Annotated in this window: 30 protein-coding genes, 1 tRNA gene and 2 pseudogenes; 20 read left to right on the top strand and 13 right to left on the bottom strand. The window is 65.1% G+C overall.

What is annotated here, in order from left to right; all coding sequences use genetic code 11:
* Positions 1–2: 2 nt before the first annotated feature.
* From NKI31_RS14845 to NKI31_RS14835, 3 genes are read left to right on the top strand one after another with little or no spacing between them, the layout of a single operon-like run.
* Complete coding sequence (locus tag NKI31_RS14845; protein ID WP_023746866.1) at positions 3–635, top strand: precorrin-8X methylmutase; 633 nt, start codon at positions 3–5, stop codon at positions 633–635.
* Positions 632–1,405, top strand: a complete 774-nt coding sequence (locus NKI31_RS14840) for a precorrin-2 C(20)-methyltransferase (protein WP_031199068.1) — start codon at positions 632–634, stop codon at positions 1,403–1,405. Before NKI31_RS14845 ends, NKI31_RS14840 begins: the two co-directional genes overlap by 4 nt.
* Entirely contained in the window at positions 1,402–2,166 is a 765-nt protein-coding gene (locus tag NKI31_RS14835) for a precorrin-3B C(17)-methyltransferase (RefSeq protein ID WP_023700382.1), read from the top strand. Before NKI31_RS14840 ends, NKI31_RS14835 begins: the two co-directional genes overlap by 4 nt.
* Here NKI31_RS14835 and NKI31_RS14830 read toward each other — a convergent pair.
* The gene (locus NKI31_RS14830; protein ID WP_352651941.1) at positions 2,130–2,888 is read right to left on the bottom strand and encodes a cobalt-precorrin-6A reductase; all 759 of its coding nucleotides are present in this window, start codon (positions 2,886–2,888) and stop codon (positions 2,130–2,132) included. The two genes, NKI31_RS14835 and NKI31_RS14830, sit on opposite strands and share 37 nt — an antisense overlap.
* Positions 2,889–3,096: 208 nt before the next feature.
* On the opposite strand from NKI31_RS14830, the gene cbiE reads away from it, so the two are divergent.
* From cbiE to NKI31_RS14790, 8 genes are all read left to right on the top strand, one after another.
* Positions 3,097–4,323 (top strand): precorrin-6y C5,15-methyltransferase (decarboxylating) subunit CbiE, encoded by a 1,227-nt coding sequence (gene cbiE, locus NKI31_RS14825; RefSeq protein WP_352651940.1) that lies wholly within the window; start codon positions 3,097–3,099, stop codon positions 4,321–4,323.
* Positions 4,320–4,706 (top strand): cobalamin biosynthesis protein, encoded by a 387-nt coding sequence (locus NKI31_RS14820; RefSeq protein WP_023753485.1) that lies wholly within the window; start codon positions 4,320–4,322, stop codon positions 4,704–4,706. Before cbiE ends, NKI31_RS14820 begins: the two co-directional genes overlap by 4 nt.
* Positions 4,703–5,473 carry a precorrin-4 C(11)-methyltransferase gene (gene cobM, locus NKI31_RS14815; RefSeq protein WP_023753486.1) on the top strand — a complete coding sequence of 257 codons (771 nt, stop codon included), beginning with the start codon at positions 4,703–4,705 and terminating at the stop codon, positions 5,471–5,473. The genes NKI31_RS14820 and cobM overlap by 4 nt, the downstream gene beginning before the upstream one ends.
* On the top strand, positions 5,463–6,269 hold the full coding sequence (cobA, locus tag NKI31_RS14810; RefSeq protein WP_352651939.1) for a uroporphyrinogen-III C-methyltransferase: 807 nt from the start codon (positions 5,463–5,465) through the stop codon (positions 6,267–6,269). Before cobM ends, cobA begins: the two co-directional genes overlap by 11 nt.
* Positions 6,266–7,579: a cobyrinic acid a,c-diamide synthase CobB gene (locus NKI31_RS14805; protein ID WP_352651938.1), complete on the top strand. Its 1,314-nt coding sequence runs from the start codon at positions 6,266–6,268 to the stop codon at positions 7,577–7,579. Before cobA ends, NKI31_RS14805 begins: the two co-directional genes overlap by 4 nt.
* Positions 7,576–8,343, top strand: coding sequence for an adenosylcobinamide-GDP ribazoletransferase (gene cobS / locus NKI31_RS14800; RefSeq protein ID WP_352651937.1), 768 nt, complete (start codon positions 7,576–7,578; stop codon positions 8,341–8,343). Before NKI31_RS14805 ends, cobS begins: the two co-directional genes overlap by 4 nt.
* A gap of 24 nt (positions 8,344–8,367) precedes the next feature.
* The gene (gene cobT, locus NKI31_RS14795; protein WP_023830490.1) at positions 8,368–9,378 is read left to right on the top strand and encodes a nicotinate-nucleotide--dimethylbenzimidazole phosphoribosyltransferase; all 1,011 of its coding nucleotides are present in this window, start codon (positions 8,368–8,370) and stop codon (positions 9,376–9,378) included.
* A 250-nt stretch (positions 9,379–9,628) separates the two neighbouring features.
* The gene (locus NKI31_RS14790; RefSeq protein WP_155924157.1) at positions 9,629–9,901 is read left to right on the top strand and encodes a hypothetical protein; all 273 of its coding nucleotides are present in this window, start codon (positions 9,629–9,631) and stop codon (positions 9,899–9,901) included.
* On the opposite strand, the gene NKI31_RS14785 is transcribed toward NKI31_RS14790, so the two are convergent.
* The 3 genes from NKI31_RS14785 to NKI31_RS14775 all read right to left on the bottom strand — a co-directional run bounded on the left by NKI31_RS14785 (position 9,894) and on the right by NKI31_RS14775 (position 11,169).
* Positions 9,894–10,046: a hypothetical protein gene (locus NKI31_RS14785; RefSeq protein ID WP_023731248.1), complete on the bottom strand. Its 153-nt coding sequence runs from the start codon at positions 10,044–10,046 to the stop codon at positions 9,894–9,896. The genes NKI31_RS14790 and NKI31_RS14785 overlap by 8 nt on opposite strands.
* A 32-nt stretch (positions 10,047–10,078) precedes the next feature.
* Positions 10,079–10,154 (bottom strand) — tRNA-Lys (locus tag NKI31_RS14780).
* 106 nt (positions 10,155–10,260) lie between these two features.
* The gene (locus tag NKI31_RS14775; protein ID WP_352651936.1) at positions 10,261–11,169 is read right to left on the bottom strand and encodes a PhzF family phenazine biosynthesis protein; all 909 of its coding nucleotides are present in this window, start codon (positions 11,167–11,169) and stop codon (positions 10,261–10,263) included.
* Positions 11,170–11,282: 113 nt separating this feature from the next.
* Between NKI31_RS14775 and NKI31_RS14770 the strand changes: the two genes are divergently transcribed.
* From NKI31_RS14770 to NKI31_RS14755, 4 genes are all read left to right on the top strand, one after another.
* Positions 11,283–12,569 carry an efflux RND transporter periplasmic adaptor subunit gene (locus tag NKI31_RS14770; protein ID WP_352513036.1) on the top strand — a complete coding sequence of 429 codons (1,287 nt, stop codon included), beginning with the start codon at positions 11,283–11,285 and terminating at the stop codon, positions 12,567–12,569.
* Positions 12,570–12,573: 4 nt separating this feature from the next.
* On the top strand, positions 12,574–13,278 hold the full coding sequence (locus tag NKI31_RS14765) for an ABC transporter ATP-binding protein (RefSeq protein WP_023735929.1): 705 nt from the start codon (positions 12,574–12,576) through the stop codon (positions 13,276–13,278).
* Complete coding sequence (locus NKI31_RS14760) at positions 13,275–14,492, top strand: ABC transporter permease (protein WP_023685173.1); 1,218 nt, start codon at positions 13,275–13,277, stop codon at positions 14,490–14,492. Before NKI31_RS14765 ends, NKI31_RS14760 begins: the two co-directional genes overlap by 4 nt.
* 129 nt (positions 14,493–14,621) lie before the next feature.
* On the top strand, positions 14,622–14,864 hold the full coding sequence (locus tag NKI31_RS14755) for a hypothetical protein (RefSeq protein WP_023690325.1): 243 nt from the start codon (positions 14,622–14,624) through the stop codon (positions 14,862–14,864).
* Here NKI31_RS14755 and NKI31_RS14750 read toward each other — a convergent pair.
* Both NKI31_RS14750 and NKI31_RS14745 read right to left on the bottom strand, forming a co-directional pair.
* Complete coding sequence (locus NKI31_RS14750; RefSeq protein ID WP_352652048.1) at positions 14,861–15,580, bottom strand: NUDIX hydrolase; 720 nt, start codon at positions 15,578–15,580, stop codon at positions 14,861–14,863. The two genes, NKI31_RS14755 and NKI31_RS14750, sit on opposite strands and share 4 nt — an antisense overlap.
* A 5-nt stretch (positions 15,581–15,585) precedes the next feature.
* The gene (locus NKI31_RS14745; protein ID WP_352651935.1) at positions 15,586–16,698 is read right to left on the bottom strand and encodes an endonuclease/exonuclease/phosphatase family protein; all 1,113 of its coding nucleotides are present in this window, start codon (positions 16,696–16,698) and stop codon (positions 15,586–15,588) included.
* A gap of 157 nt (positions 16,699–16,855) precedes the next feature.
* Between NKI31_RS14745 and NKI31_RS14740 the strand changes: the two genes are divergently transcribed.
* Both NKI31_RS14740 and NKI31_RS14735 read left to right on the top strand, forming a co-directional pair.
* Positions 16,856–17,449, top strand: coding sequence for a BA14K family protein (locus NKI31_RS14740; RefSeq protein WP_023733828.1), 594 nt, complete (start codon positions 16,856–16,858; stop codon positions 17,447–17,449).
* A gap of 169 nt (positions 17,450–17,618) precedes the next feature.
* The gene (locus NKI31_RS14735; RefSeq protein WP_023685169.1) at positions 17,619–17,903 is read left to right on the top strand and encodes a PilZ domain-containing protein; all 285 of its coding nucleotides are present in this window, start codon (positions 17,619–17,621) and stop codon (positions 17,901–17,903) included.
* An 81-nt stretch (positions 17,904–17,984) separates the two neighbouring features.
* Here NKI31_RS14735 and ilvC read toward each other — a convergent pair whose 3' ends face one another.
* From ilvC to NKI31_RS14720, 3 genes are all read right to left on the bottom strand, one after another.
* Positions 17,985–19,004 carry a ketol-acid reductoisomerase gene (ilvC, locus tag NKI31_RS14730; protein ID WP_013531065.1) on the bottom strand — a complete coding sequence of 340 codons (1,020 nt, stop codon included), beginning with the start codon at positions 19,002–19,004 and terminating at the stop codon, positions 17,985–17,987.
* Between the two features lie 23 nt (positions 19,005–19,027).
* Complete coding sequence (locus NKI31_RS14725; RefSeq protein ID WP_245264573.1) at positions 19,028–19,693, bottom strand: TetR/AcrR family transcriptional regulator; 666 nt, start codon at positions 19,691–19,693, stop codon at positions 19,028–19,030.
* 143 nt (positions 19,694–19,836) lie between these two features.
* On the bottom strand, positions 19,837–20,295 hold the full coding sequence (locus NKI31_RS14720; RefSeq protein ID WP_352626227.1) for a MarR family winged helix-turn-helix transcriptional regulator: 459 nt from the start codon (positions 20,293–20,295) through the stop codon (positions 19,837–19,839).
* A gap of 95 nt (positions 20,296–20,390) precedes the next feature.
* Here NKI31_RS14720 and NKI31_RS14715 point away from each other — a divergent pair, with 95 nt between their 5' ends.
* The gene (locus tag NKI31_RS14715) at positions 20,391–20,696 is read left to right on the top strand and encodes a Rieske (2Fe-2S) protein (protein ID WP_352626226.1); all 306 of its coding nucleotides are present in this window, start codon (positions 20,391–20,393) and stop codon (positions 20,694–20,696) included.
* A gap of 1 nt (position 20,697) precedes the next feature.
* Positions 20,698–21,438 carry a glutathione S-transferase family protein gene (locus NKI31_RS14710; protein ID WP_352651933.1) on the top strand — a complete coding sequence of 247 codons (741 nt, stop codon included), beginning with the start codon at positions 20,698–20,700 and terminating at the stop codon, positions 21,436–21,438.
* On the opposite strand, the pseudogene NKI31_RS14705 reads toward NKI31_RS14710, so the two are convergent.
* Both NKI31_RS14705 and NKI31_RS14700 read right to left on the bottom strand, forming a co-directional pair.
* Positions 21,395–22,636, bottom strand: a pseudogene (locus NKI31_RS14705) (FAD-dependent oxidoreductase); the annotation flags it as partial. The gene NKI31_RS14710 and the pseudogene NKI31_RS14705 sit on opposite strands and share 44 nt — an antisense overlap.
* 75 nt (positions 22,637–22,711) lie before the next feature.
* Positions 22,712–23,119 (bottom strand): winged helix-turn-helix transcriptional regulator, encoded by a 408-nt coding sequence (locus NKI31_RS14700; protein ID WP_023690335.1) that lies wholly within the window; start codon positions 23,117–23,119, stop codon positions 22,712–22,714.
* Positions 23,120–23,257: 138 nt separating this feature from the next.
* Between NKI31_RS14700 and NKI31_RS14695 the strand changes: the two genes are divergently transcribed.
* On the top strand, positions 23,258–24,148 hold the full coding sequence (locus NKI31_RS14695; protein WP_023712683.1) for an SDR family oxidoreductase: 891 nt from the start codon (positions 23,258–23,260) through the stop codon (positions 24,146–24,148).
* A 50-nt stretch (positions 24,149–24,198) separates the two neighbouring features.
* Here the strand turns inward: NKI31_RS14695 and NKI31_RS14690 are convergent.
* Both NKI31_RS14690 and NKI31_RS14685 read right to left on the bottom strand, forming a co-directional pair.
* Positions 24,199–25,238, bottom strand: a pseudogene (locus NKI31_RS14690) (SDR family oxidoreductase).
* 35 nt (positions 25,239–25,273) lie between these two features.
* A partial coding sequence (locus tag NKI31_RS14685; protein WP_032911610.1) for a KUP/HAK/KT family potassium transporter occupies positions 25,274–25,507 on the bottom strand: 234 nt, incomplete at its 5' end.

The raw sequence follows: 25,507 nt of genomic DNA, 5'->3' as shown, positions 1-25,507 counted from the left end.
GCATGGCCGCCTACGACTACATCCATGACGGCAACGCCATCTATGAGCGCTCTTTTGCCATCATCCGCGCCGAGGCCGACCTGTCCCGGTTCTCCGAGGCGGAAGCCGACGTCGCCATCCGCATGATCCATGCCTGCGGCCAGGTCGAAGCATCAAGTCATTTTGTCTTCTCCAGCGATTTCGTCGCCGCCGCCCGCAGCGCTTTGGCGGCCGGCGCGCCGATCTTCTGCGATGCCGAAATGGTCTCGCATGGCGTCACCCGCGCCAGGCTGCCGGCCGGCAATGAGGTGATCTGCACCTTGCGCGACCCGCGCACGCACGACATCGCCAAGCAGATCGGCAACACCCGCTCGGCCGCCGCGATCGACCTCTGGGGCGAACGCATGGCCGGTTCGGTCGTGGCCATCGGCAATGCGCCGACAGCGCTCTTCTATCTCCTGGAAAAGCTGCGCGATGGCGCGCCGAAACCGGCCGCCATCATCGGCATGCCGGTCGGCTTCGTCGGTGCCGCCGAATCCAAGGATGCGCTGGCTGAAAACTCCTACGGCGTACCCTACGCCATCGTGCGCGGCAGGCTTGGCGGCAGCGCCATGACCGCAGCCGCGCTCAATTCGCTGGCGAGGCCCGGCCTGTGAACGCAGCCGTCAAAGAAGATCTGGCAAAAGGCCGTCTTGTCGGCGTCGGCACGGGGCCTGGCGACCCCGAGCTGCTGACGCTGAAGGCCGCGCGCGTTCTGGCCGAGGCCGATGTAGTCGCCTACTTCGCCAAGCGCGGCAACAACAGCAACGCGCGCGCCATCGTCGAGGCGCGCTTCCGGCCGGATATGCTGGAACTGCCGCTGCTCTACCCCGTCACCACCGAGATCGACAAGGATCACGACGACTACCGTTCGCAGATCACCGATTTCTACGAGGAGTCGGCCGAGAAGGTCGCCGAACACCTCGAAGCCGGCCGCATGGTCGCCGTGCTCTCCGAAGGCGACCCGCTGTTCTACGGCTCCTACATGCACCTGCATGTCCGGCTGGCACACCGCTTCCCGACCGAAGTCATCCCCGGCGTCACCGCCATGTCGGGCTGCTGGTCGCAGACCGGCGTGCCTATCGTCCAGGGCGACGATGTGCTGACGGTTTTGCCCGGCACGATGAGCGAATTCGAACTGACACGCCGTCTCGCCGACACCGATGCCGCCGTCATCATGAAGGTCGGCCGCAACCTGCCCAAGATCAGGCGGGCGCTGGAAGCCACCGGCAAACTGACCCGCGCCGTCTATGTCGAGCGCGGCACCATGGCCGGCAGCGTTTCGTTGAAGCTCGCCGACAAGCCGGACGACAAGGCCCCCTATTTCGCCATCGTGCTGGTCGCCGGCTGGTCCGGCCGGCCTGGCGTTATGGGAGGCACGCCGTGAGCGGCCGGCTCACCGTCATCGGCCTTGGGCCCGGCAATGCCGACCAGGTGACGCCGCAAGCCAGCCGCGCCGTCGCCGAGGCAAAGTTCTTCTATGGTTACAAGCCGTATCTCGACCGGCTTGATCTTCGCCCGGATCAAACCCGCGTCGCCTCGGATAATCGCGAGGAACTCGCCCGCTCCAAGGACGCGCTGGTAAAGGCGGCGGACGGCCATGACGTCGCCGTCGTCTCCGGCGGCGATCCCGGCGTGTTCGCCATGGCGGCCGCCGTCTGCGAGGCGATCGAGGCCGGTCCGGCCGAATGGCGCACCGTCGATGTCACTGTCGTGCCCGGCGTCACCGCCATGCTGGCGGTTGCCGCCCGCATCGGCGCGCCGCTCGGCCATGATTTCTGCGCCATCTCGCTGTCCGACAATCTGAAGCCGTGGGACTTGATCGAACTGCGCCTCCTGGCGGCGGCCGGCGCCGGCTTCGTTATCGCGCTCTACAACCCGATCAGCAAGGCGCGCCCTTGGCAGCTCGGCCGTGCCTTCGAATGCCTGGCCGCCATCCTGCCCGGCACCACGCCGGTCATCTTCGGCCGCGCCGCCGGCCGCCCGGACGAGCGCATCGAGGTCTTTTTGCTGGCCGATGTCGACGCGCAAAAAGCCGACATGGCGACCTGCATCATCATCGGTTCGCCGGAGACACGGATCATCAAGCGCGGTGACAAACCGGCGCTGGTCTACACACCGCGTTCCGCGACGGGGTCGAGACCATGATCGATCATCGCGGCCAATGCTTCGACAGTTTCGGCCGACGGCACCTCCGGCAGGATGGGCCTGCGCACCATCACCACCTCGATACCGAGCGCCCGCGCCGCCGCGATCTTGCCGTAGGTGGCCTCGCCGCCGCTGTTCTTGGATACGACGACATCGATGCGGTGCTCCTCGAGCAGCGCGCGTTCATCCGCCTCGCGAAACGGCCCACGCGCCAGCAGGTAGGTCGCATCCGGCACCGCCAGTTTCGGCTCGACCGGATCGACGCTGCGGACAAGGTAATGATGCTGCGGCGCCGCCTCGAAAGCCGCGACCTCCTGCCGGCCGAGCGCCAGGAAGGCACGGCGCGGCGGCGATCCAAGCGCGTGCACCGCATCGCCTGTCGTATCGACCTGCGTCCAGCGGTCGCCGTCGACAGGCTTCCAGCCGGGACGGCGCAGCGCCAGGATCGGCACACCGGTCAGGCGCGAGGCTTGCGCCGCATTGGCGGAAATTCGCGCGGCATAGGGATGCGTCGCGTCGATCAGCAGATCGGTTCGCGTCTCCTTGAGATAGGCCGCCAGCCCGTCGGCGCCGCCAAAGCCGCCGCTGCGCACCGGCACGCCTTGCGCGACCGGGCTTTCGGTACGGCCGGCCAGCGACAGGGTGACGAGGAAATCTTCCACCAGTTTTCCGGCCAATTGGCGCGCTTCTGTCGTGCCGCCAAGGATCAGTATCTTCTTCATGAGCACCATGTTGAACAGCGTCGGCGCTGCCCCTCACCCCTACCCTCTCCCCGTGAAGAACGGGGAGAGGGAGGCGTCAGCGCCGGAGCTTCTCCCTTCTCCCCGTCACTACACGGGGAGGTGAGGAGTGGTCTGGCTGGCAGACGAAAAGTCAATTGCTTGACTTTTCGAACGACGAACGCCTCAGGCGGATGAGGGGCGGCGCGACATGTCAAAAAAACAGCCCACGCCAAAATGGCTTACAATCGTCGGCATCGGCGAGGACGGTTTAGCGAGTCTCGGCGACGAGGCCAAGCGGCAGATCGCTGACGCCGAGACCGTCTTCGGCGGCAAGCGGCATCTGGCGCTGGTGGCTTCGCTCATCAAGGGTGAGCAGCGCCCATGGCCGGTGCCCTTCGATGCCGGCATGGCAGACGTGCTGGCGCTGGCCGGCCGGCAGGTCTGCGTGCTCGCCTCCGGCGATCCGTTCTTCCATGGTGTCGGCGCTACGCTTGCCCGCAAGGTGAAGCCTGGGCAAATGCATGTTATCCCCGCGCCGTCAGCGACTTCGCTGGCCGCCGCACGGCTCGGCTGGGCGTTGCAGGACATCGAGACCGTCTCGCTGCATGGCCGCCCACTCGACCTGATCCGGCCGCTGCTGCAGCCCAGGGCGCGCATCCTGGCGCTGACATCAGACGGCGACGCACCAGCGACAATAGCGCGCCTGCTCGTCGAACTCGATTTCGGCGCTTCGCGGCTGACGGTTTTGGAAGCGCTGGGCGGACCGAACGAGAAGCTTCGCTCGGCACGTGCCGACGCTTTCGATCTCAGAGACATCAATCCACTCAACGTGCTGGCGCTTGAGCTTGAATCAGCACAAGAGGCCCGCATCCTGCCGCTGACCGTTGGCCGCGCCGACCATCTGTTCGAGCACGACGGCCAGATCACCAAGCACGACATCCGCGCCATGACGCTTGCGGCGCTGGCGCCGAGGCGTGGCGAATTGCTGTGGGACATCGGCGCCGGTTCCGGCTCCATCGGCATCGAATGGATGCTCGCCCATCCCTCGATGCGCGCCATCGCCATCGAGGCCAACAGCGACCGCGCCGCCCGCATCGTCCGCAACGCCGCGCATTGCGGCGTGCCCGGTCTTGTCGTGGTGGAAGGGTCGGCGCCCAAGGCACTGGCCGGGCTGGACACGCCGGATGCGATCTTCATCGGCGGAGGTGGCAGCGACGCCGGCGTACTGAACGCCGCCATCAAGACGCTGCGCGCCGGCGGCCGTCTGGTTGCCAATGCCGTCACGCTGGAGATGGAAAGCCTGCTTCTCGCGGAGCACATCAAGCGCGGCGGCGACCTTACCCGCATCACCATTTCCCGCGCTTCTCCTGTCGGTTCGATGCAGGCCTGGCGCCCGGCCATGCCGGTCACCCAGTGGAGCTGGGTGAAGCCATGATGGTGGCGGGCATCGGCAGCCGGAAGGGCGTGAGCGTCGAAGACGTGCTGGCGGCGATAGAAACGGCGCTCGAAGCGCACGGGCTGGCGACGACGGCGCTGTCGGCACTGGCGACTGCCTCGCTCAAGAAAGACGAAGAAGCGATCTCTGCCGCTGGCCGCACGCTCAACCTTCCCGTCATCATCGTTGATGACGCAGCACTTCAGGCCGTCTCGTCGGAGGCACTCAGCAAATCCGATCTCTCGCAGGATCTCGCCGGCACACCCTCCGTCTCAGAAGCCTCCGCCCTTGCCGTTGCCGGCCCCGGTGCGAAGCTGCTTGGTCCACGCACCGTGCTCGGCCCGGTCACCTGCGCCATCGCCATCAGCGGAGACGCGCCATGACCGTGCATTTCATCGGCGCCGGTCCCGGTGCCGCCGACCTCATCACACTGCGCGGCGCCAAGCTGCTGGCAAGCTGCCCGGTCTGTCTGCATGCCGGCTCGATCGTCGCGCCGGAATTGCTGCAGCACTGCGCGCCTGGCACAAAACTGATCGACACCGCGCCCATGTCGCTCGACGAGATCGAGGCCGCGTATCTGGAAGCCCATCAGGCCGGCCATGACATCGCCCGACTGCATTCCGGCGATCTCTCGGTGTGGAGTGCGGTTGCCGAGCAGATCCGCCGGCTGGAAAAGCACGGCATCCCCTACACGCTGACGCCGGGCGTTCCCTCTTTCGCCGCCGCAGCCGCAGCCCTTCGCCGCGAACTGACCATTCCCGAGGTGGCGCAAAGCCTGGTGCTGACCCGCGTCTCCGGCCGCGCCTCGAAAATGCCGCCGGGCGAAACGCTGGCCGGCTTCGGCCGCACCGGCGCGACGATGGCCATTCATCTCGCCATCCACGCCATCGACCGAGTCGTCGCCGAATTGTCGCCGCATTATGGCGGCGATTGCCCGGTGGCGATCGTCTTTCGCGCTTCATGGCCGGACGAGCGCGTGCTGACCGGCACGCTCGCCACGATCGAGGCACTGCTCGCCGCCGACCCGATGGAGCGCACGGCGATCATCTTCGTCGGCCGCTCGCTGGCAGCGGAAGGTTTTGGCGAGAGTTCATTGTACGACGCCCACTATCAGCGGCGTTTCCGGGGACGGACGGATTGTGAGCGGTAAAAGCGAAAACACCACGCTCGAACAGGCCCTTGCCCGGCTGAACTTCAAGCCGCGCCGGCTTGAGCCGGGCCATGTCTGGCTGGTCGGCGCCGGCCCCGGCGATCCCGGCTGCCTGACGCTGGAAGTGCTGGCGGCATTGGCCGAGGCCGACGCTGTGGTCTATGACGCGCTGGTCTCCTCTGACGTTGTCGCCGTTGCGGACAATGCCCAGCTGTTCTTTGCGGGAAAGCGCGGCGGCAGGCCGTCGATGAAGCAGGACGACATCACCGCTTTGCTGGTGCGGCTGGCGCGCGATGGCCGCCGCGTCATCAGGCTGAAGGGTGGCGATCCCTATATTTTCGGCCGTGGCGGCGAAGAGGCGCTGGCGCTGGCGCGCGAAAAAATCCCGTTCCGCGTCCTGCCCGGCCTGACATCGGGGCTGAGCGCGCTGGCCGCCACCGGCATTCCCGCAACCATGCGCGGCATCAACAAGGCGATCATCCTGGCGACAGGTCATGCCGCCGGCACAGATGACGATCTCGACTGGGGCGCGATCGCCCGCACCGGCCAGCCGGTGGTCATCTATATGGGCATGGCCAATCTGCCTGTTATCGCCGCGTCGCTGCTCGAAGGCGGGCTGGCGCCGTCGACGCCGGCGGCTGTCATCGTTTCGGCGACGACACCGCAGGAGCGGACCGTCGTCGCGACACTCGCCACCATTTCCGAAGCGGCCGCCGCGGCGGAATTGGCCTCGCCGGCCCTCATTGTCGTCGGCGGCATCGTCGCCATGCGCGCAGCACTGGCGGGTAACGCATGACCCGCGCCATCATCATCGGCGCGCCGCGTTCCGGCTCCGGCAAGACCAGCGTCACCATCGGCATTTTGCGCGCGCTCGCCCGGCGCGGCATCAAGGTGCGCGGCGCCAAGTCCGGCCCCGACTATATCGATCCGGGTTTTCATACCGCCGCCACTGGCCTGTCCGGCGTCAACCTGGACAGCTGGGCGATGTCGCCTGACCTGCTCAACGCGTTGGCCGGCAATGCCACCGAGGACGCCGATTTTATCTTCCTCGAAAGCGCCATGGGCCTGTTCGACGGCATCCCGGCCGGACAAGGCCGCACCGGCTCGGCCGCCGATCTGGCGCGGCTCTACCACCTGCCGGTGCTTTTGGTGCTCGACGTCTCGGGACAGTCGACGACGGCGGCCGCCGTCGCGAAGGGTTTTGCCACCTACGACCCGGATGTGCGCATGGCCGGAATCGTGCTCAACCGTCTCGGCAGCGAGCGCCACCGCAAGCTGTGCAGCGAGGCGATCGAAACGCTCGGCCTGCCGGTCGTCGGCGCCATCCTGCGCGATCCCACGCTCAATTTGCCGGAGCGCCATCTCGGCCTCGTCCAGGCCGGCGAATATGCCGACCTGATGACGCATCTCGACCGCCTCGCCGACATGGTCGAGAAATCCCTCGACCTTGACGCCATCATGGCGCTGGCCGCGCCGTTTTCGCCGGCATCAGGCAGTTTCGAACATGCCTTGCAGCCGCCCGGCCAACGAATCGCGCTCGCCGAAGACGCCGCCTTCACCTTCCTCTATCCGCACGTCGCCGCCCACTGGCGTCAGGCCGGCGCCGAGATCGTGCCGTTCTCGCCGCTAGCCGACGAAGCACCGGTGCAGAATTGCGATGTCTGCTGGCTGCCCGGCGGCTATCCCGAGCTCCACTCCGGCAGCCTCGCGGCGGCGACCAATTTCCGAGCTGGCATGGCCAGGTTTGCCGAGACCAAGCCGATCCATGGCGAGTGCGGCGGCTTCATGGTGCTGGGCGAAGCGCTGGAGGACGCGGCCGGCGAGACGCACGCCATGCTTGGCCTGCTCGGCCATTCCACCAGCTTTGCCAAGCGCAAGATGAACCTCGGCTACCGCGAGGCACGCCTGCGCGTCGCCTGTCCGCTGGGGCCGCAAGGCGCGCTGATCCGTGGCCATGAATTCCACTATGCGCAGATGATTGCGACCGGCAATGACGAGCCATTGGCCGATCTCGCCGACGGTCAGGGCAATCCGCTCGGCGCCTCCGGCTATCGCCGCGGCCATGTCAGCGGCACCTTCTTCCACGCCATTGCGAGGGGTGCATGACCTCCGTGCCCTCGCCCCGGCAAGCGCTCGACGACGTCGCGCTTTGCCTCGTCTTCTTCACCCGGCTGCCGCTGCCGGTCTTCGACCTTCGTGGCCGCAGCCTGGCCGATGCGATCTGGGCGGCGCCTGTCGCCGGCCTCGCGGTCGCTTTGGTCGGCGCCGTCGTCTACGCCATCGGGGTAAAGCTCGGTCTCGCCGCTGGGCCGGCGGCCGCACTTGCGCTTGCAGCAACCCTGCTCGCCACCGGCTGCCTGCATGAGGATGGGCTGTCGGATGTCGCAGATGGCTTTGGCGGCGGCAAGACGCGCGATAAAAAACTCGAGATCATGCGCGACAGCCGTATCGGCGCCTATGGCGCTTCGGCGCTTGGCCTGTCGATGCTCATTCGCTGGAGCGCGCTGTCGCAACTGGCCGATCCGACAAGCGTTCTCTTCGCGCTGATCGCCGCCCATGCCGCCTCGCGAGGCCTGCTCGGCGCGTTCATGCATCTGGCGCCGGCGGCGCGCAGTGACGGCCTGTCTGCCGGCGCCGGGACCGTCTCGACCCAGACAGCTGTTCTCGGCGCCGTGCTCGGGGCCATCCCGCTTCTGACTCTGGGGCTCGGCGGCGCCTTTGCCGCACTGATCCTGCTCGCTCTCGTGTTCAGCGCCTTGCGCGCGCTCTGCCTCAACCAGATTGGCGGCCACACCGGTGACACGATCGGCGCCCTGCAGCAGCTGGGCGAGATCACTGTCCTGCTCGTCGCTTCCGTTTCCCTGTCCTGATTCTTCCCCGGAGATTCCTTCCCCATGCCATTCAAATCATTCGACGAACTGCGCGCCGCCTGTCTCGATCTGCCTGCCGGCAGCGATACCGCCGCCAACGCCGTCGCCCGCCGCCAGGACACGCTGACCAAGCCTCAAGGCAGCCTGGGCCGGCTGGAAACTCTCGCCGCCTGGCTGGCGCGCTGGCAGGGTCGCGACATGCCGAAACTGGACCGCGTCAAAGTCTTCGTGTTCGCCGGCAACCACGGTGTGACGGCGCAAGGCGTTTCAGCCTTTCCCTCGGAAGTGACGGTGCAGATGGTGGCGAATTTCGCCGGCGGCGGCGCCGCCATCAACCAGCTTGCCCGCATCGCCGGCGCGGAACTCGACGTCATCCCGCTCGATCTCGATCATCCGACCGGCGACTTCACTGACGTGCCGGCAATGGACGAAAAAAACTTCCTCGCCGCCGTCTCGGCTGGCTATGACGCGGTGACGAAAGACCTCGACCTCGTCTGTTTCGGCGAGATGGGCATCGGCAACACCACGCCGGCGGCCGCCATCTCGACCGCCCTGTTCGGCGGCGGCGCTGAAAAATGGACCGGGCGCGGCACCGGCGTCGACGATGCCGGGCTGAAGCGCAAGGTCATCGCCATTGAATCCGGCCTCAAGCGCCATGCCGACGCGCTGTCCGACCCGCTGAAGATCGCCGCCGCCCTTGGCGGACGAGAACTCGCCGCCACCTTCGGCGCCACGCTCGCCGCCCGCCGCAACAATGTCCCGGTGCTGCTCGATGGCTTCGTCTGCACGGCCGCGGCAGCGCCCTTGGCGCGGCTGCACCCGTCTGGCCTCGCCCACACCATCGCCGCCCATGTCTCGGCCGAATCCGGCCACCGCCGCCTGCTCGAAGCGCTCGGCCTGCCGCCGCTGCTCGACCTCGGCATGCGGCTCGGCGAAGGCTCCGGCGCCTGCCTAGCCGTCAACATCGTCCGCTCGGCGCTGGAGTGCCACACGGGCATGGCGAGCTTTGCCGAGGCTGGTGTTTCGGAGAAGTAGCTAGAGCGATTTGACGGGAGGGCGCCGGCCCGAACCTTCACTGACCATCGTCGGGCCGATCACTGGCATTCCGGGCTGGTGGCTCGAACAGCACGGCCGCTGAAAGATTCCCCACCTGGGGGTTGGCCCGCTGCTTCTGTGGTGGGCTCTTTTTACTGGCACTATTCGCCGCCGTTGCCGACAAAATGTGATTGACGTAACGGTGACCAGGCGCAATCATTACGGATTGTGCAGGGTGAGGGCGTTTTCAATGAAACTCGTTGTCTTTGGCGTAGCAATAGTATTGGCCGCTACCGGAGCAGCTGTTGCGAAAGAGAAGAAAAAGGTGGCCACCGCTCAGGCTACAACCTCGTGTTCTACAGCTCATAAGAAGGCTGGCAGCAAGCCGACCGCGAAACCGGATTGCAAATCGACAGGCACCGTGTTTGCGCGACCGTCAAATAGGGCCGAAAACTTCCTGGATCATTATAATCCGCGCTTAGGGTATGACACCAGTCCGTGGTTTCAAACTGGCTTTAATTGATGGCGGCTTCGGCTTCCGGGCCTTTCTTAATCCAGCGCGGCCTTCCCTCCTTCGCCAAATAGCGCACCGGCTTACCGGCCGCCGAGTTTAAGGCAAACCTGCCCCATGATTGAGGCATGTCGAGGCGCGTCAACGCGTCCGGCATTCCAAGGTCTTCCACCAACTTTTCTAGAAATTTGGTGGGTGCGCACAGGATTGAACTGTGGACCCGCTGATTAAGAGTCAGCTGCTCTACCAACTGAGCTACGCACCCACTCGACCGGTAAAACCGGCGTTGGCGGGCATATAGCCGCCGATACCGGTCCTGTCCAGCCCTGCCGGAATCATTTCCCGACAAATCGCTGAACTGCCGCAGGTGGTCACACGAACAGCCTGCCTTCCGCCACCTTGATGGCATGGCCGCCGATGCGCGCGGAGGCCAGTTTTCCGCCTTCGACAGTGAGTTCCAAGCGGATACGTGACGGGCGGCCCATCTCCAGCCCCTGCTCGATCCACAGCTGCGAAATGCCGTCGGTGGGCGCATCGAAATGCATGATGGCGCCGGCAAAGGCCGCCGCCGCCGACCCGGTCGCCGGGTCTTCATAGGACGGCGTGCCCGGCACGATCATGCGGACATGGAAGGCGCTGTCATGGTTCACCGTCTGGCGGCAATAGACATACGGGCTGGCGAAGGCCCATTCGCTCTTGCGCGGCGCCAGTTCCGACCAGGCCTGGTTGTCGAGCTTGATCCGGCCGGCAGCCTCCAGATTGGAGACCGGAATGCTGACGTAAGGCACGCCTGCCGACCAGAACGACACCAGGTGATTCTCGAAGCCGATCTCGTGCGGCGCCAGCCCGAGGGCGGCGCCGATCGCCTCCGGGTCGGCATCGAGCTTCAGCGGCTCCGGCAGCTTCGCCAGGTCGAACTCGGCAAAGGTGGCGCCATCGTGCCGGCTGACGGCGCAGCGCACCGGGCCGATATTCTCCTCCAGCACGAAGATGCCGGCTTCGCCCTCGCCTGTCAGTTCGGCCAGCGCGATCGCGGCGCCAACTGTCGGATGTCCGGCGAACGGCATCTCATAGTCGGGCGTGAAAATGCGGATGCGGTTGCGATGTTTTGGATTGTCCGGCGGCAGCACGAAGACCGATTCGGACAGGTTGAACTCGCGCGCAATGGCCTGCATGGCGGCTGTATCCAGCCCTTGGCTGTCGAGCACGACAGCCAGCGGATTGCCGGCCAGCCGCTCCGTCGTAAACACATCGTAGAGCAAGTAATTGCGGGTCTGCATCTTGAAAAACCTTCCGCCTCAATCCGAACATGGCCGAAATTTAATTTGATATTCGAACCACCAAGCCTGATCTGTGCACAACTAGGGACATTACGCTTTCATAGGGGTCCGGCGTGGACCAGCTTGTCAATCTGCCAAAGACGGAATCGGATTCCGCCATCGAGGCGGCGCTCGGGCTTGATCAGAGCGGCGTGCGCAAGACGCGCCGCCGGGGCTGGCTTTACGCGCTGCTGGCGCTGATCGCACTTGCCGCCGGGTTGGCTGGCTACCAGTGGTTTGCCGGCTCCCCGGCCAAGATCGACTACACCACCACGCCGGCTACCATTGCCGACCTCACCGTCGCGGTTTCGGCGACCGGCACGCTGCAGCCCCTCACCCAGGTCGACATTTCAAGCGAGCTGTCCGGCATCATCCGCTCGGTCTCGGCCGAAGAGAACCAGCAGGTCAAGAAGGGCGACGTGCTGGCGACGCTCGACACGGTGAAACTCGAGGTCCAGATCGAACGCGCCGAAGCCTCGGCCAAGGCCGCTGCCGCCAATGTCGAGGACGCCACGGTAACCCTGAAGGAGAACGAAAGCGCCCTCACCCGCGCGGCCGAACTGACCAGGCGTGGCATGGCGACCGATCAGTCGCTCGAGGCGGCGACTGCCACGCGCGACCGCTCCAAGGCGGCGCTCGATAGTGCGCAGGCCAATCTCGCCATCGCCCAGGCCGATCTCAAGGCGCAGCAGACCGACCTTGCCAAGAGCACCATCTATGCGCCGATTGACGGCATCGTCTTGACGCGTTCCGTCGACCCCGGCCAGACGGTCGCCTCCTCGCTGCAGGCGCCGGTTCTGTTCATCATCGCCGCCGATTTGAGGAACATGGAATTGGTGGCGGCGGTCGACGAGGCCGATATCGGCGCGGTCAAACCAGGCCAGCATGCACGCTTCACCGTCGATGCCTTTCCGGAGCGGCCGTTCGACGCCGAGATCCGCGACATCTCCTACGCCTCGGTCACCACCGACGGCGTCGTCACCTACAATGCACGGTTGGAAGTCGACAATAACGAGCTTTTGCTGCGGCCCGGCATGACCGCCACGGTTTCGGTCGTCACCAGGCAGGCCAAGAGCGTGCTCACCGTGCCGTCCACCGCTTTCCGCTACCGCCCGGCGCAGCAGGCCGCGCGCGCGTGGAGCCTCAGCGATCTGTTCACCGGCCGCATGGGCCGTGGCGGCAACCGCCGCCAGCCGGTGAAGGCGCCCACCGACGGCTCACGCACGCTCTATGTGCTGGAGAACGGCCGGCCGCATCCGGTCAACGTCAAGATCGGCTCCACCGACGGCGAACTGACCGAGATCACCTCCGGGCTGGACGAAGGTGCAGAGGTTATCACGGCCTCGCAGCTGCGGAGCTGACGCCATGGCCGCGGGCCTCATCGGTTTCGACACGGTCTGGAAGAGCTATGGCCAGGGCGAAGCCAAGGTCCATGCGCTGGCCGGCGTCGACCTCGCCATCCAGCGTGGCGAATTCGTCGCCATCATGGGCCCGTCCGGTTCGGGCAAATCGACCGCGATGAACATCATCGGTTGCCTCGACACGCCGACGGCCGGAACCTACTCCTTCATGGGCATCGATGCTGGCCGGCTCGACCGCAACCGCCGGGCGCTGCTGCGCAATCTCTATATCGGCTTCGTCTTCCAGGGCTACAATCTGTTGCCGCGCACCACGGCGGCGGAAAATGTCGAGCTGCCGCTGATCTATCGCGGCGCGCCGGCCCGCGAGCGCCGCGATCTTGCCATGCAGGCGCTGGCGGAGGTCGGCCTGGTCGGGCGCGAACATCACACGCCGGCCGAACTCTCCGGTGGTCAGCAACAGCGCGTGGCGATCGCGCGCGCCATCGTCACCAGGCCGACGCTGCTCGTCGCCGACGAGCCGACCGGCAATCTCGACACCGCCCGCACGCATGAGATCATGGAGTTGTTGACGCGGCTGAACCGGGAGCTCGGCTTGACCATCGCCATGGTCACCCACGAGGCCGATGTCGCCGATTATGCCGAGCGCACCATCCGCTTCCTCGACGGCCACGTCGCGTCCGACACGGTCAAGTCGGAGTTGGCGTCATGATCTGGGAAACCGTCCGCCTCTCTCTGCGCTCCATCCGCCGCAATGTGCTGCGCTCGTTCCTGACGCTGCTCGGCATCGTCATCGGTGTCGCCGCCGTCATCGCCATGCTGACCATCGGTTCGGGCACCACGGCCAAGGTCAAGTCGGACATCGCCAAGCTCGGCTCGAACCTGCTCGTCGTCCGTTCCGGCCGCCCGGCAGGCACCGGCGGACCAGGCGGGCTCGACCAGGCGGTACGGCCTCTGGCCGACAAGGATGTAGCCGCCCTCGTAGCCCACCTGACCGGAGCGCGCGCCATTGCGCCGGCGTCGCAGAAACAAGTCCGCGTCATTTTCGGCACCGAGAGCCTGACCTCGGGCGTCACCGGCACCGACAGCGCCTATCTCGACGCCCGCGACTGGAAGCTGGTGTCGGGCCGCCCGTTCTCGGATTCGGAAACACGCTCCGGCACCGGCGTCTGCCTGATCGGCGAAACGGTGCGCCAGCAATTCTTCGGCGCCGGCGAACCCGAGGGCGAGATCATCCGCGTCAACCGCACCTCGTGCAAGATCATCGGCCTGCTCGAACCCAAGGGCTATACCGGCTTCGGCCAGGACCAGGACAATGTCGTCTTAATGCCGCTTGCCGCCTATCAGCGCCGCATCGCCGGCAACCGCGACATCGACAACATCTACGTCGCCGCCGACGACCGCACCCCGACCACCGAATTGCAGCCGCGAGTCGAGGACATTTTGCGCGACACCCGCCGCATCACGCCGGACCGCGAAGACGATTTCTCGATCCGCGACATGACCCAGATCGCCGACGCCATGGCCAGCGCCACCACCACCATGACCGGCATGCTGGGCGCCGTCGCGGGCGTCAGCCTGCTGGTCGGCGGCATCGGCATCATGAACATCATGCTGGTCTCGGTCACTGAGCGCACCCGCGAGATCGGCATCAGGCTCGCCATCGGCGCGCATGAAAAGCACATCCTCATCCAGTTCCTGGTCGAGGCGACGGTGCTGTCGCTGCTCGGCGGCATTATCGGCATCCTGATCGGCCTGGCGCTGGCCGGCCTCGCCTCGGCAACGCTGGCCATACCGTTTGCGCCGAGCCCGGCGGTCATCCTGCTCGCCGTCGGTTTTTCGGCGCTGATCGGCATGGTGTTCGGCTTCTTCCCGGCGCTGCGCGGCGCCAGGCTCGACCCGATCGACGCGCTGCGCCACGAATAAGCGCCAGATCAGCTCCACCGCAACCAACCGCTATCCACAAGGATGGGTGCTTGTCGACATCGGCAATACTTGTTGTCGTCCGGTCTGCGATGCTAATTTTAGAGCAAAGCATCTGGTCAAGGAGTGGCAATGAGCAAGAAGGCGCGGCTGATTCTGACGATGGTGATCATCGAAGGCGCCCTTGCGGGACTTTGGTGGTATCTCGCCCGCTACGGCATGGCCAATCCCGATCGTGTCACCGCCGATTTTCAGGCAGTCGTCGGCCAGACGATGGGCATGGTCATGGGTGGATTGCTGGGCATCGGCGTCATCCTGTTCCTCGTCGCCGCCCGCAACGACCGCAAGGCGGCGCAGAACAATCCGCGCCGTTAGCCCCCGCCACCGCCAAAATGCCACTCGACCAGCGGCTTCATATGCGGTGCCAGCCCTTCCGGCAGGTCGGCGGCGTGGCGGATGATCACCGGCCCCTCGATCTCCGGCTCGGTCTCGGTCGCGACGAAGGCGCCGATGCGCCGCGCAATCTCGTCGGCCGGCGCATCGACGTGGTAGCGGCGGAAGAGGACCGTGCCGGTCGAAGTCGACAGCGCATGGTAGCGCTTGCCGCGCGCAGCGCCTGTCAGGTCAAGCCCGGTCTCCTCGCGCACTTCACGGATCATGTTGAAATCGACATCGACGCGGCCATCGCGAAAATCGATCGGCTCGAACGAGCCGGCAGCGAAGTAGACACTGCCGGCCGGGACCGTGTGCGCGCCCATGCGGATCGCCACCAGGGCGTTGTCGCCGGCGACCAGCATGGCGTGGCCATAGGCATGCTCGGCGCCCGTTCCCTGCCGGTTCTTTCGCCACAGCAGGAAGGTCGAGTACTTCACCGCCTGACAACGCCCGACGATCCGGTTGTCGCGCCAGGCGAGCGCCGAGAGCAGCACCACCGTGCCGTCGAACAACGCCGGATTGGCCGTGACCTCGCGCCGCCAGTTGTCAGTGATCGCCTGCGCGTTGTCGCGCTCGAACGGATGCGGGCCGGGGTCGAGCCGGACGTCGATTTCGTCGACGGGCAGGATGACGTTGCGCGGCAGGTCGAAGCTCACCGTGCTCAAGCCATGTCCAGGGTAATTGCGACGGGACAATGGTCCGACGCCTTCGGCCGGTCCCAGCCGGCGCGCGGAAAGCGCTCCACCGCCTGTCCGGCCGGAAAGATGGTGCGCCAGGGCTGGCCGTTGCGGATGATGTCGGGAACCGCCGTCGCATTCTTCGCCGCCAGCCCTTTCGACAGCAGGATGTAGTCGAGCTGGCACAGATGCCGCTCCTTCGGCCCGCGCGTGTGGTAGAAACTCCAGCGGTCCATCTCCGGCCGGCGTTCGACGACATTCTCGCAAAAGCCGCCGGCGGTGAGCACATCGATACAGGACTGGCTCTCGTCGATCACCTGGAAGCGGTAGCCGTCGACGGCGTCGCCCTCGATCTTCACCCGCTGGCGGTAGTCGTTCATGTCGCCGCAGATCGCCCAGTTTTTATCGGCTGCGTGCTCTTTGCCGAAGCGCTCCTCGATGATGCGGCGCACCGCTTGCGCCTCGGCGATGCGCACCGGCATCGTCGCCTTGCGGCCGTCGAGCCCATTGCGCGGCGAGCCCATCGATTTGAAATGGACGAGGTAAAGCGTCAGCGGCACGCCGCCGACCTTGATGTCGACCTCCAGGCAGTCGCGCCGGAAGATGCGTTCATTGGCCAGGTTGCCGAGCGCCTCGAGTTCAGGCGTGTGCAATCCGAACTGCTCGAACGTGACATAGGCATGGCTGGTCATGCGCACGAACTCGATCGGCTGACCTTGCGCGGTCTCGTTGCGCATCATCACGGCAACGTCGATGCCGCGCGAATCATTGCCGGCGGTGGTGTATTTCTGCCGGTAACCCTCGCCCACCATCTTGAAGAGATAGCCGTACTCGAAGGCCTTCAGCGCCTCGATGTTGTCGACCTCCTGCATGCAGATGATGTCCGCGCGGGTGGCGGCAACGGCGAGCGCGGTCAACTGGCGCGTATCGTCGGATTGCGCGATGGCGCGCGCCTGCTCCAGCATCCGGTATTCGGCTTCGCTCTGGATGTCGAAAAGCGCCAGCGTGCGGTCTTCGTTGAGCTGGTTGCGGAAGCCCGAGTAATCGAACCTGTTCATCAGGTTTTCGACATTGAAAGTGGCGAGGCGCAGCGACATGGACTGACCTTTGCCTGCAAGCGCCAATGAAAACAAGGGCTGCTCGTCATGGCTGATGGAACCTTTCTGTTCATCCTCCGTTCAGACGCCAAGGTCCATCAATAGGCCACTTCCCTGGGGTATCCGGGCGTGGGGCCTGTATCACTTGGAGAGTGCAATGAGCTCGCTCTTTTCGTCCACAGTCAAATCCGGGCTGTTAGCGCTCGGTCTTTTCTCGGGTCTCACGGCGCCATCCGCCGCGGGCCCGATCCTGCAGCCGGACTTGTCGGTGCCGGCAAGCACCGCATTGTCTGACATCACACCGGTTCGCGACAGCTGGGCGGGCGGCAATGACCGCCGCTCCTTCAACGATTGGCAGTGGCGCCGCCACGACGGCCGTCGCTTTGCCCGGTCAGGCAACTGGAACAACGGCAACTGGAATGGCGGCAACTGGAACGGCGGCGACAACTGGCGCTGGCGCCATCACCGCCACCATCGCGGCCGTGATTTTGACACCGGCGCCGCAGCAGTTCTCGGCCTCGGCCTGGGTCTGGGCCTCGGCAGTATCTACAACAACGGCTACTACAACAACGGCTATTACAATGACGGCTATTACGTGCAGCCGGCGCCCCGCCGCTATTACCGCACGCAGCGTCTGTCCAGCGCCCATGTACAGTGGTGCTACGACCGCTATCGGTCCTACCGGGCCTGGGACAACACGTTCCAGCCCTATGGTGGCCCGCGCCAGCAATGCTGGTCGCCCTACAGCTGAACTATAAACGACAATACACGACGGCGCCGCCCCATCGCGGCGCCGTTTTCATTTGGGAAAGACGGCTGGTCTCGGTCACCGCTAACCATATGTTTATCGGCTCAGCCTATCCGTGATATCGTGCCCCATCTGACGATCGCGCCGATCCGGTCGCGAAGGACGTGCCGTCATGGCCGACAACGAATTGCGAAACAAACACCGGCAGCGCGTGCTGAAAGGCGCGACGATTCTGACCGGCCTCACCAATTCCGAGGTCAAGTGCACGGTGCGCAACATGCATGCCGGCGGCGCCGAACTGAAAGTCTCGATAGACGCGCGCGTGCCGGACGAGTTCCTGCTCTATGTGCCGGTCGACGGCATCGGCTACAAGGCCATCGTGCGCTGGCGCCGCGACGACCGCATCGGCGTCGAGTTCACCGGCACCGAGCCGAAGCCGCATTGGCACTATGGCTGAGCGTCCTGATCGATAAACCGGCATGAAAGAGCCGGCGGATCGCTCCGCCGGCTCTTTGCTCCCAATCCTGACGACTGCGGGTTAGTTCTTGGCCTTGTCGACCAGCTTGTTCTTGGAAATCCAGGGCATCATGGCGCGCAGCTTGGCGCCGACTTCCTCGATCTGGTGGCTGTCATTGTTGCGGCGGATGCCCTTGAAGCGCGACATGCCGGCGCGGTATTCCTGCATCCACTCCGAGGTGAATTTTCCGGTCTGGATGTCTTTCAGCACGCGCTTCATCTCGGCCTTGGTCTCGGCGGTAATGATGCGCGGGCCTGAGACATATTCACCCCATTCGGCGGTGTTCGAGATCGAGTAGTTCATGTTGGCGATGCCCCCTTCATAGATCAGGTCGACGATCAGCTTGACCTCGTGCAGGCACTCGAAATAGGCCATTTCGGGCGCATAGCCGGCTTCCACCAGGGTCTCAAAACCGGCGCGGATCAGTTCGACCAGGCCGCCGCAGAGCACGACCTGCTCGCCGAACAGATCGGTCTCGCATTCCTCGCGGAAATTGGTCTCGATGATGCCCGAACGGCCGCCGCCGACGCCGCAGGCGTAGGACAGAGCGAGATCGAGCGCGTTGCCGGAAGCATCCTGGTTGACGGCGACCAGGCACGGCACGCCGCCGCCCTTCTGGTATTCGCCGCGCACCGTGTGGCCGGGGCCTTTCGGCGCGATCATGACGACATCGACGGTCGACTTCGGCTCGATGAGGCCGAAATGCACGTTGAGGCCGTGCGCGAAGGCAATCGCGGCGCCGTCACGTATGTTTGGCGCGATTTCGTTTTTGTAGATGTCGGCCTGCAATTCGTCAGGCGTCGCCATCATCATCAAATCGGCCCATTTGGCAGCGTCCGCCACGCTCATCACCTTGAGCCCGTCGGCCTCGACCTTCTTGGCCGTCGCCGATCCCGCCTTGAGGCCGATGGCGATTTCCTTGGCGCCCGAATCCTTGAGGTTGAGCGCATGCGCCCGGCCTTGGCTGCCATAGCCGATGATGGCGACCTTCTTGCCCTTGATCAGATTGAGATCGGCGTCGCGATCGTAATAGACACGCATCTTTTGCTTCCTTCCCGTAGAGATTAGAGGCCTTGCGGCCCGGTTTTTGCTCCATAAAGAGCGAGAAACTGCTGCGTTGCCCGGACGGCATCGCCGCCGATCGCCGCTTCAGTCAATTCCAGCCTGTCGCCGAGCAGGAGACGGATCTGCACGTCGCGGGCGACCAGCCCGAAAAAGGTCCGGAACGCCATTTCGGCATCCGTAAAGTCGAGCAGCCCGGCCTGCTTGCCGGCAAGCAGCACCGGCTTCAGCCGTCTGGCCAGCGCGAAACGGCCATTCTCCAGCACGATGGCGCCGAGATCGTCCTTTCCGGATCCGGCATGGCCGACCGCGACGCGGTTCAGCGCGATCGAGGTATCGCTCGAAATCACCTTCAGCCAGTCCGAGGCGAAGCCTTCCAGGCTTGCCGTCAGCGAGGCAAGATCGAGCCGCTCACCGTCGACCGGCACCACGCGCACTTTCGATGCCTGCCACTGCACGGTCGCCGTCAGCAGTCCGTCGCGGTCGCCGAACCATTTGTAGAGCGTTTCCTTCGAGCAGCTGGCGCGGCGCGCCACCGCCGTCATGGTCAGATTGTCGCCCTCCTCGACCAGCAGCCGCAAAGCCGCGTCCAGGACGGCCTTTTGCCGCTCTGTCAGCACTTCGCTGGTATCGATCTCGGCCCTTGCCTGCAACAATTTCCTGCCCATTCGATGAGGTCGCCGGGTCGCCTCAAACGGCGTACCGTACGTTACGGTTCGGCATATTGCGCAATCCTATGCTCGACGCAAGGGGTCAGGTAGAAAAATCGTCGACGTGAGAGCCGCCGAGCAAACCACGAGATTCTGACGGATCAATCATCGGCGGGCGGATGGCGCAGCTCTCCAAGCAGGCTCGCCAGTATCTTCAGCTCCTCGGCGGAGAGTTTTGCGCCGACCAATTCCGCAATCGACCGTCCATAGACAGCCCACATCCGTCGCCGCGTCTGACGGCCCTTGGCCGAGATGCGGATGGTCTGGCCGCGGCCGTCATCGGCAGCCCTGAGCTTCTCGACCAGTCCGTCTGCCTCGAGGCGCGCCAGAAGCCGCGAGATGTTATACTGCGCAAACAGTGTGCGCTCGGTCAGCTGGAATGGCCGCAGCCCGCCCTCACCCGCCTCGGCGAGTTCATGCAGCACGTCATACCAGTCGAGCGGCGGCAAGCCGCTAGTCTTCAAAGCCTCTTCCGCCTTTTCGATGAGCTGGCGCGAAACCCGCATCAGGCGGGCCCAGGCCTTGACGGCTTCGGGCGAAGGCGTGGTTGTTTTGATCATGACCCATCCTAGGCGGTAGATGCAGTTGCATCAAGCTTGACGGTCAATGCACTTGCATCTATATGCATGCAACTGCATCGATCCGGGAAAGATCCATGAAACACGAAATTTGCAAAGTCGCCGACGTCCCACAGACGGGCAGCCTGATCGCACCGTTCTTCGGCCGCGAGGTCCATGTCTGGCGCAGCGGCGAGCGTGTCCGTGCCGCCGCCAATGTCTGCCTGCATTTCGGCGGGCCGCTCGGCTGCAAGGACGGCAAGCTGGTCTGCCAATGGCACGGTGCCGCCTTCGATATGGAAAGCGGCGATCGGCTTGAAGGTCCGGCGCTAAAAGCGTCGCGACTGATGTTCCTGTCGACGCGCGTCGAGGACGGCGCGTTGAACTATGTCTGGGGAGAGTGACATGCCTGAGAAGAATGAAATGACTGGCAAGCTCATTCTGGTCAGCCATCATCTGTGCCCCTATGTCCAGCGCGCCGCGATCTCGCTGACTGAGAAGGGCGTGCCGTTCGAACGCGTCACCATCGACCTCGCCAACAAGCCGGACTGGTTCAAGGCGATTTCGCCGCTGGGCAAGGTGCCGCTGCTGATCGTCCAGGCAAATGGCGAGGAGACGGTGATCTTCGAATCCGCCGTCATTCTCGAATTCCTCGAGGAGACGCAAGCCAATCCTCTGCATCCGGCCGACGCCTACGCCCGTGCCCGGCATCGCGCCTGGATCGAGTTCGGCTCGGCGACATTGAACACCATCGGCCGGTTCTACTCGGCTTCGACGGAGGCCGCCTTCCTGGCAGAGTCCACGGCACTTTCGGCCATGTTCGATCGTCTGGAGGACGAACTGGCCGACCAGGCCGGACCGTGGTTCAACGGCGAGCGCTTTTGCCTCGTCGATGCCGTCTACGGCCCGGTCTTCCGCTATCTCGACGCCTTTGACCGGATCGGCAATTTCGGCATTCTGGACGGCAAGCCATTGGTCCAGGCCTGGCGCAAGGCGTTGAGCGAACGCGCCTCGATCAAGGGTGCCGTGGCGCCGGACTATCCGCAGCGGCTGCGTCTATTCCTGCGTGCGAGAAATTCGTTTCTCTCGACCCTGATCCCGCCGGATGATCTGGCCAGTGCACCTCCTCTAGCCCGATCCGCCTGAACGGATCGATCAGCGTGCCGGCCACCATCGAGGCAAGCACGCCTGGCACTGGCGGGATTTTGGCGATGGTTGCCACCAGCCTGTCGCGGAAGAAGGGCAGCATCGTGCCGTCCGACTGGTAGAACGGCGTCAGCGCCAGCGACAGCAGCTGGAAGATCCGAACATGCCATCGCCGCGCCCGGGCGTAGCTTTCCAGCGCTGCCTCGACGTTGCCCGTTTGTGCCAAGGCATGGCTGAGTGCTGCCGCGTCGAGCAGCGCCATGTTGGCGCCTTGCCCGAGCTGCGGGCTGGTCGAATGCGCGGCATCGCCGATCACGGCCAGCCTGCGGCCGGCCGGCAGCTTCATCGTGTGGTGGCCGTAGCGCGCCAGCGACAGCTGGTCGAAGCTGTCGATCTGGCTGGTGAACGCCTCGCACTGTGGCCACAGCGAGACCAGTCTCGCCTTCCAGGCGTCGAGCCCTGCCGCGCGCACGTTTTCGGCATCCGCCGGCTTCAGGCTCCAGAAGAACGCCGCCATCTTTTCCCCGCCCGGCTCCGGTCGGCCGATCGGCAGGACGCCGATCATCACGCTGGCCTTGTCGTAGCGCTGCAGCAGCGCATTTTCGTCGAAGCCTTCGCGCCAGCCGAGCGAGGCCCAGAACGCGCCGTAAGTGAGCTGCCGCGGCTGGGCCGGATCGTTGAGGCACCGGCGCAGCTTCGAACGCGAGCCGCTGGCGTCGACGACGAGGTCGAACGGCCCTGCCCTGCGGCCCCCCACCGTTCGGCTCTTGTCGAAGATCAGGCTTGCCCGCTCACCGACGTCCAGCGCCTCGATCTCGACACCGGTTTCCATGGCTATGCCTTGGCGCTGCGCGGCGCGGAACAACACGTTGAACAGCGCCGCCCGGTGCACCGCCAGCCCGAAGCGGCCGCCAGGCTGCGCGTCGTAGCGCACGGCGAGCACGGTGCGGCCGGTCGAGGCATCGGCGCCATGCAGACGCTCGATGCGGCTGCCGAGCGCCAGAATGTCGTCGAGCAGGCCGAGATCGGCAACCACGCTCAGCCCGGTCGGCTGCAGGATCAGTCCGGAGCCGACGGGCTTGGGCTCCTCGAAACGTTCGAAGATGGTGACGTTATGGCCCGCACGCTTGAGAAAGAGCGCGGTGGCGAGCCCTGCCGGGCCGGCGCCCGCAATCGCGATGTCTAGAGATTTTTCCATTGCCCGCCCAACCACTGGCGGGACAATCCTTCAGCGCCATTGTCAAATCAAGCCGTTGCTGCATGGACCAAAATATCAGCCACCGGCGTCGAAGGCAGCGCGCGCCTTGCGCACCGCACCATGGTTGAGTTCGGCCCACAGGATCAGTTGATGCAAGGCGCCGAACATCGAACGGCCGAGATCGGTCAGGCTGTATTCGACGCTTGGCGGCTTGGTCGGGAACACTTCGCGATGAACAAAGCCGTCGCGCTGCAGATCGTGGAGCGTCTGGGTGAGCATGCGCTGCGAGATGTCGGGCACCAGGCGCCGCAACTCGCCGAAACGATAGGGCTGCTCTGCGAGCGCCGCCATCAGCAGCGAACTCCATTTGCCGTTCACGCCCTGCATCACGTCGCGAACCGGGCAATCGGCAATGTTTGCGCCATCGCTGGTGGCTTTGAATATATTGAGCTTGGTTCTCAGATTGACGACCTTGCCGTCCATCGCTGCTGGTTCCCTGGCGGTGCCTACCTCCCTAAAAACTGCCTTCTTTACGGTGGCCGGTCAATTCTTATTTTAGTGCTGGTCTCTTTTTGAGACTGTCAAAAGCACCCGCCACCCGGCGCAATTTCAGGATCCCCCATGACCGCAACCCTTCTCGTCACCGGCGCTTCCGGCCAGCTTGGCCGCGGCGTCATCAACCACCTGCTGGACACATTAAAGATCTCCGCAAACCGCATCATCGCCACCACCCGTACACCCGCCAACCTTGCCGATCTGGCGGCGCGCGGCGTCGTCGTCAGAGCCGCTGACTTCAACGACCCGCAATCGCTTGCCGAGGCCTTCGCGGGAGCCGACCGGGCACTCGTCATCTCGACCAACGAACTTGAGGTACAGGGGAAGCGGCGCGAGCAGCAGCTTGCGGCGGTGACGGCGGCCAAACAGGCTGGCGTCGGCCACCTGCTGTACACCTCGATGCCCAACCCCGAGCCTGGTTCGCCGGTTGTTTTCGCGCCCGACCACTACGACACCGAACAGGCGATCAAGGCGAGCGGGATCCCCTACACGATATTCCGCAATGGCTGGTATAACGAGAACCTGTTCATGGCGTTGCCGCAGGTTCTGGCATCGGGTCAGTGGTACACCTCCGCCGGCGACGGCGCCATTTCCTACGGCACGCGTGACGATTTCGCGGCGGCGATCGCAGCGGGGCTCGCCTCGGACAGCAGCGAAAGCGCGACTTACACGCTCACCGGCCCCAGTGCGTATACGGCTGCCGAAGTGGCGGCGTTGGTCACCGAGGTCACCAGCAAGCCGATCCAGGTCATCCAGCTTTCCGACGAAGCCCTGACCGAGGGAATGAAGTCGGCCGGCCTGCCTGAACCCTTCGCCAAGGTGCTGGTTTCATTCGACGCCGCCGCACGCGCAGGTGACCTCGGCATGGTGACAGACGCGGTCGAAAAACTCTCCGGCCGAAAGTCGGTGCCGCTGAAGCAGTTTCTGGAGACGAACAAGGCTGCACTGGCCGGCTGAAAGCTGCCGTTGCGGGACGCCGAGCCCTTAAGGTTCGGCCTCCCGCACAATTACTTACGTCGCTTGACCAGTCCCAGCCGGATCAGGCTTTCGCCCGTGGCAATCAAAGCATCTTCGCGCGAGCGTGGCGCCCAGCCGAGCACGCGCACCGCCTTGGCGTTGGTGGCGTTCTTGATCTTGCCCAGTTCCGTTGCGAGTTGTGCCGCTTCCGGATTAAACAGCCCGATGATGCGCACCAGCCAATCGGGAACTCCCGCGTCGAGACGCGCGACGCCGCCGGCCCGAGCCGCGTCTTCAGGGTCTGCGCGATCTCGCGCACCGTCATGAAATCGCCGGCGACAGCGAGGAACCGTTCGCCCTTGGCGGCGGGGTGGGTCATGGCGCGAACATGCAGATCCGCCACGTCGCGCGCGTCGACGACGCCGAAGGACAGGCGCGGCAGCCCAGGCACGGCGCCGTTCAGCATGCGCTGGACAAATTCGGTCGAGGTCGAATGGTCCGCGCCGAGCACCGGTCCAAAGATGCCAACGGGATTGACGACCGCAAGCTCCAGCGCGCCGCCCTGCTCGGCGATGAAATCCCAGGCCGCGCGCTCGGCGAGCGTCTTGGACTTCACATAGGCGCTGACCTTGCCTGCCGGATCGGTCCAGTTTTCCTCGTTGAAAGGCTGCCCATCCGCGCGCATCTTGCCATAGCCGACGGCCGCGAAGGATGAGGTGAGCACGACGCGCCTGACCCCGGCATCCCGCGCCGCCCGCAGCACGCGCAACGCGCCCTCGCGCGCCGGAAGGATCAGGTCATCCTCATGCGTGGGCACGCCGGGCGGAAAAGGCGATGCGACATGCAGCACGTAATCGCAGCCGGCCACCGCCGCCGGCCAGCCTGCGTCGGCCATCAGATCGGCATGGGCGAATGAAAGGGCGTCACCGGGCTCCGTGCCACCTGCCTTGAGCATGGCGAGCACATCGGCTTCGCGCCTGGCCGATCGCACGGAGGTGCGGACGCGGTAGCCGGCCTTCAACAGTTCGAGGATGCAGTGAGCGCCGAGGAAGCCGGACCCGCCGGTGACCAGCACCAATTCGCCGCTCATATTAGCCTCCTCGACGATTTATCCGTTCGAGACCCTCAGATCGCCACCTGCGTGCCGATCTCGACCACACGTCCGGTCGGGATCTGGAAATACTCCGTCGCATCGGCCGCCGAGCGGGCGAGCCCGATGAACAGCTTGTCCTGCCACACCGGCATGCCGGAATTGGGCGATGCCTTGAGCGAGCGCCGCGACAGGAAGAACGACGTCGTCATGATGTCGAACTTCCAGCCCTGCTTGCGGCAGATCGCCAGCGCGCGCGGAATGTTGGG

This window comes from Mesorhizobium sp. M0659, assembly GCF_040320605.1.
Classification (GTDB): Bacteria; Pseudomonadota; Alphaproteobacteria; order Rhizobiales; family Rhizobiaceae; genus Mesorhizobium.
Note: the sequence above shows the minus strand (reverse complement) of the source record. Positions and strands in the feature narration are given on the sequence as shown.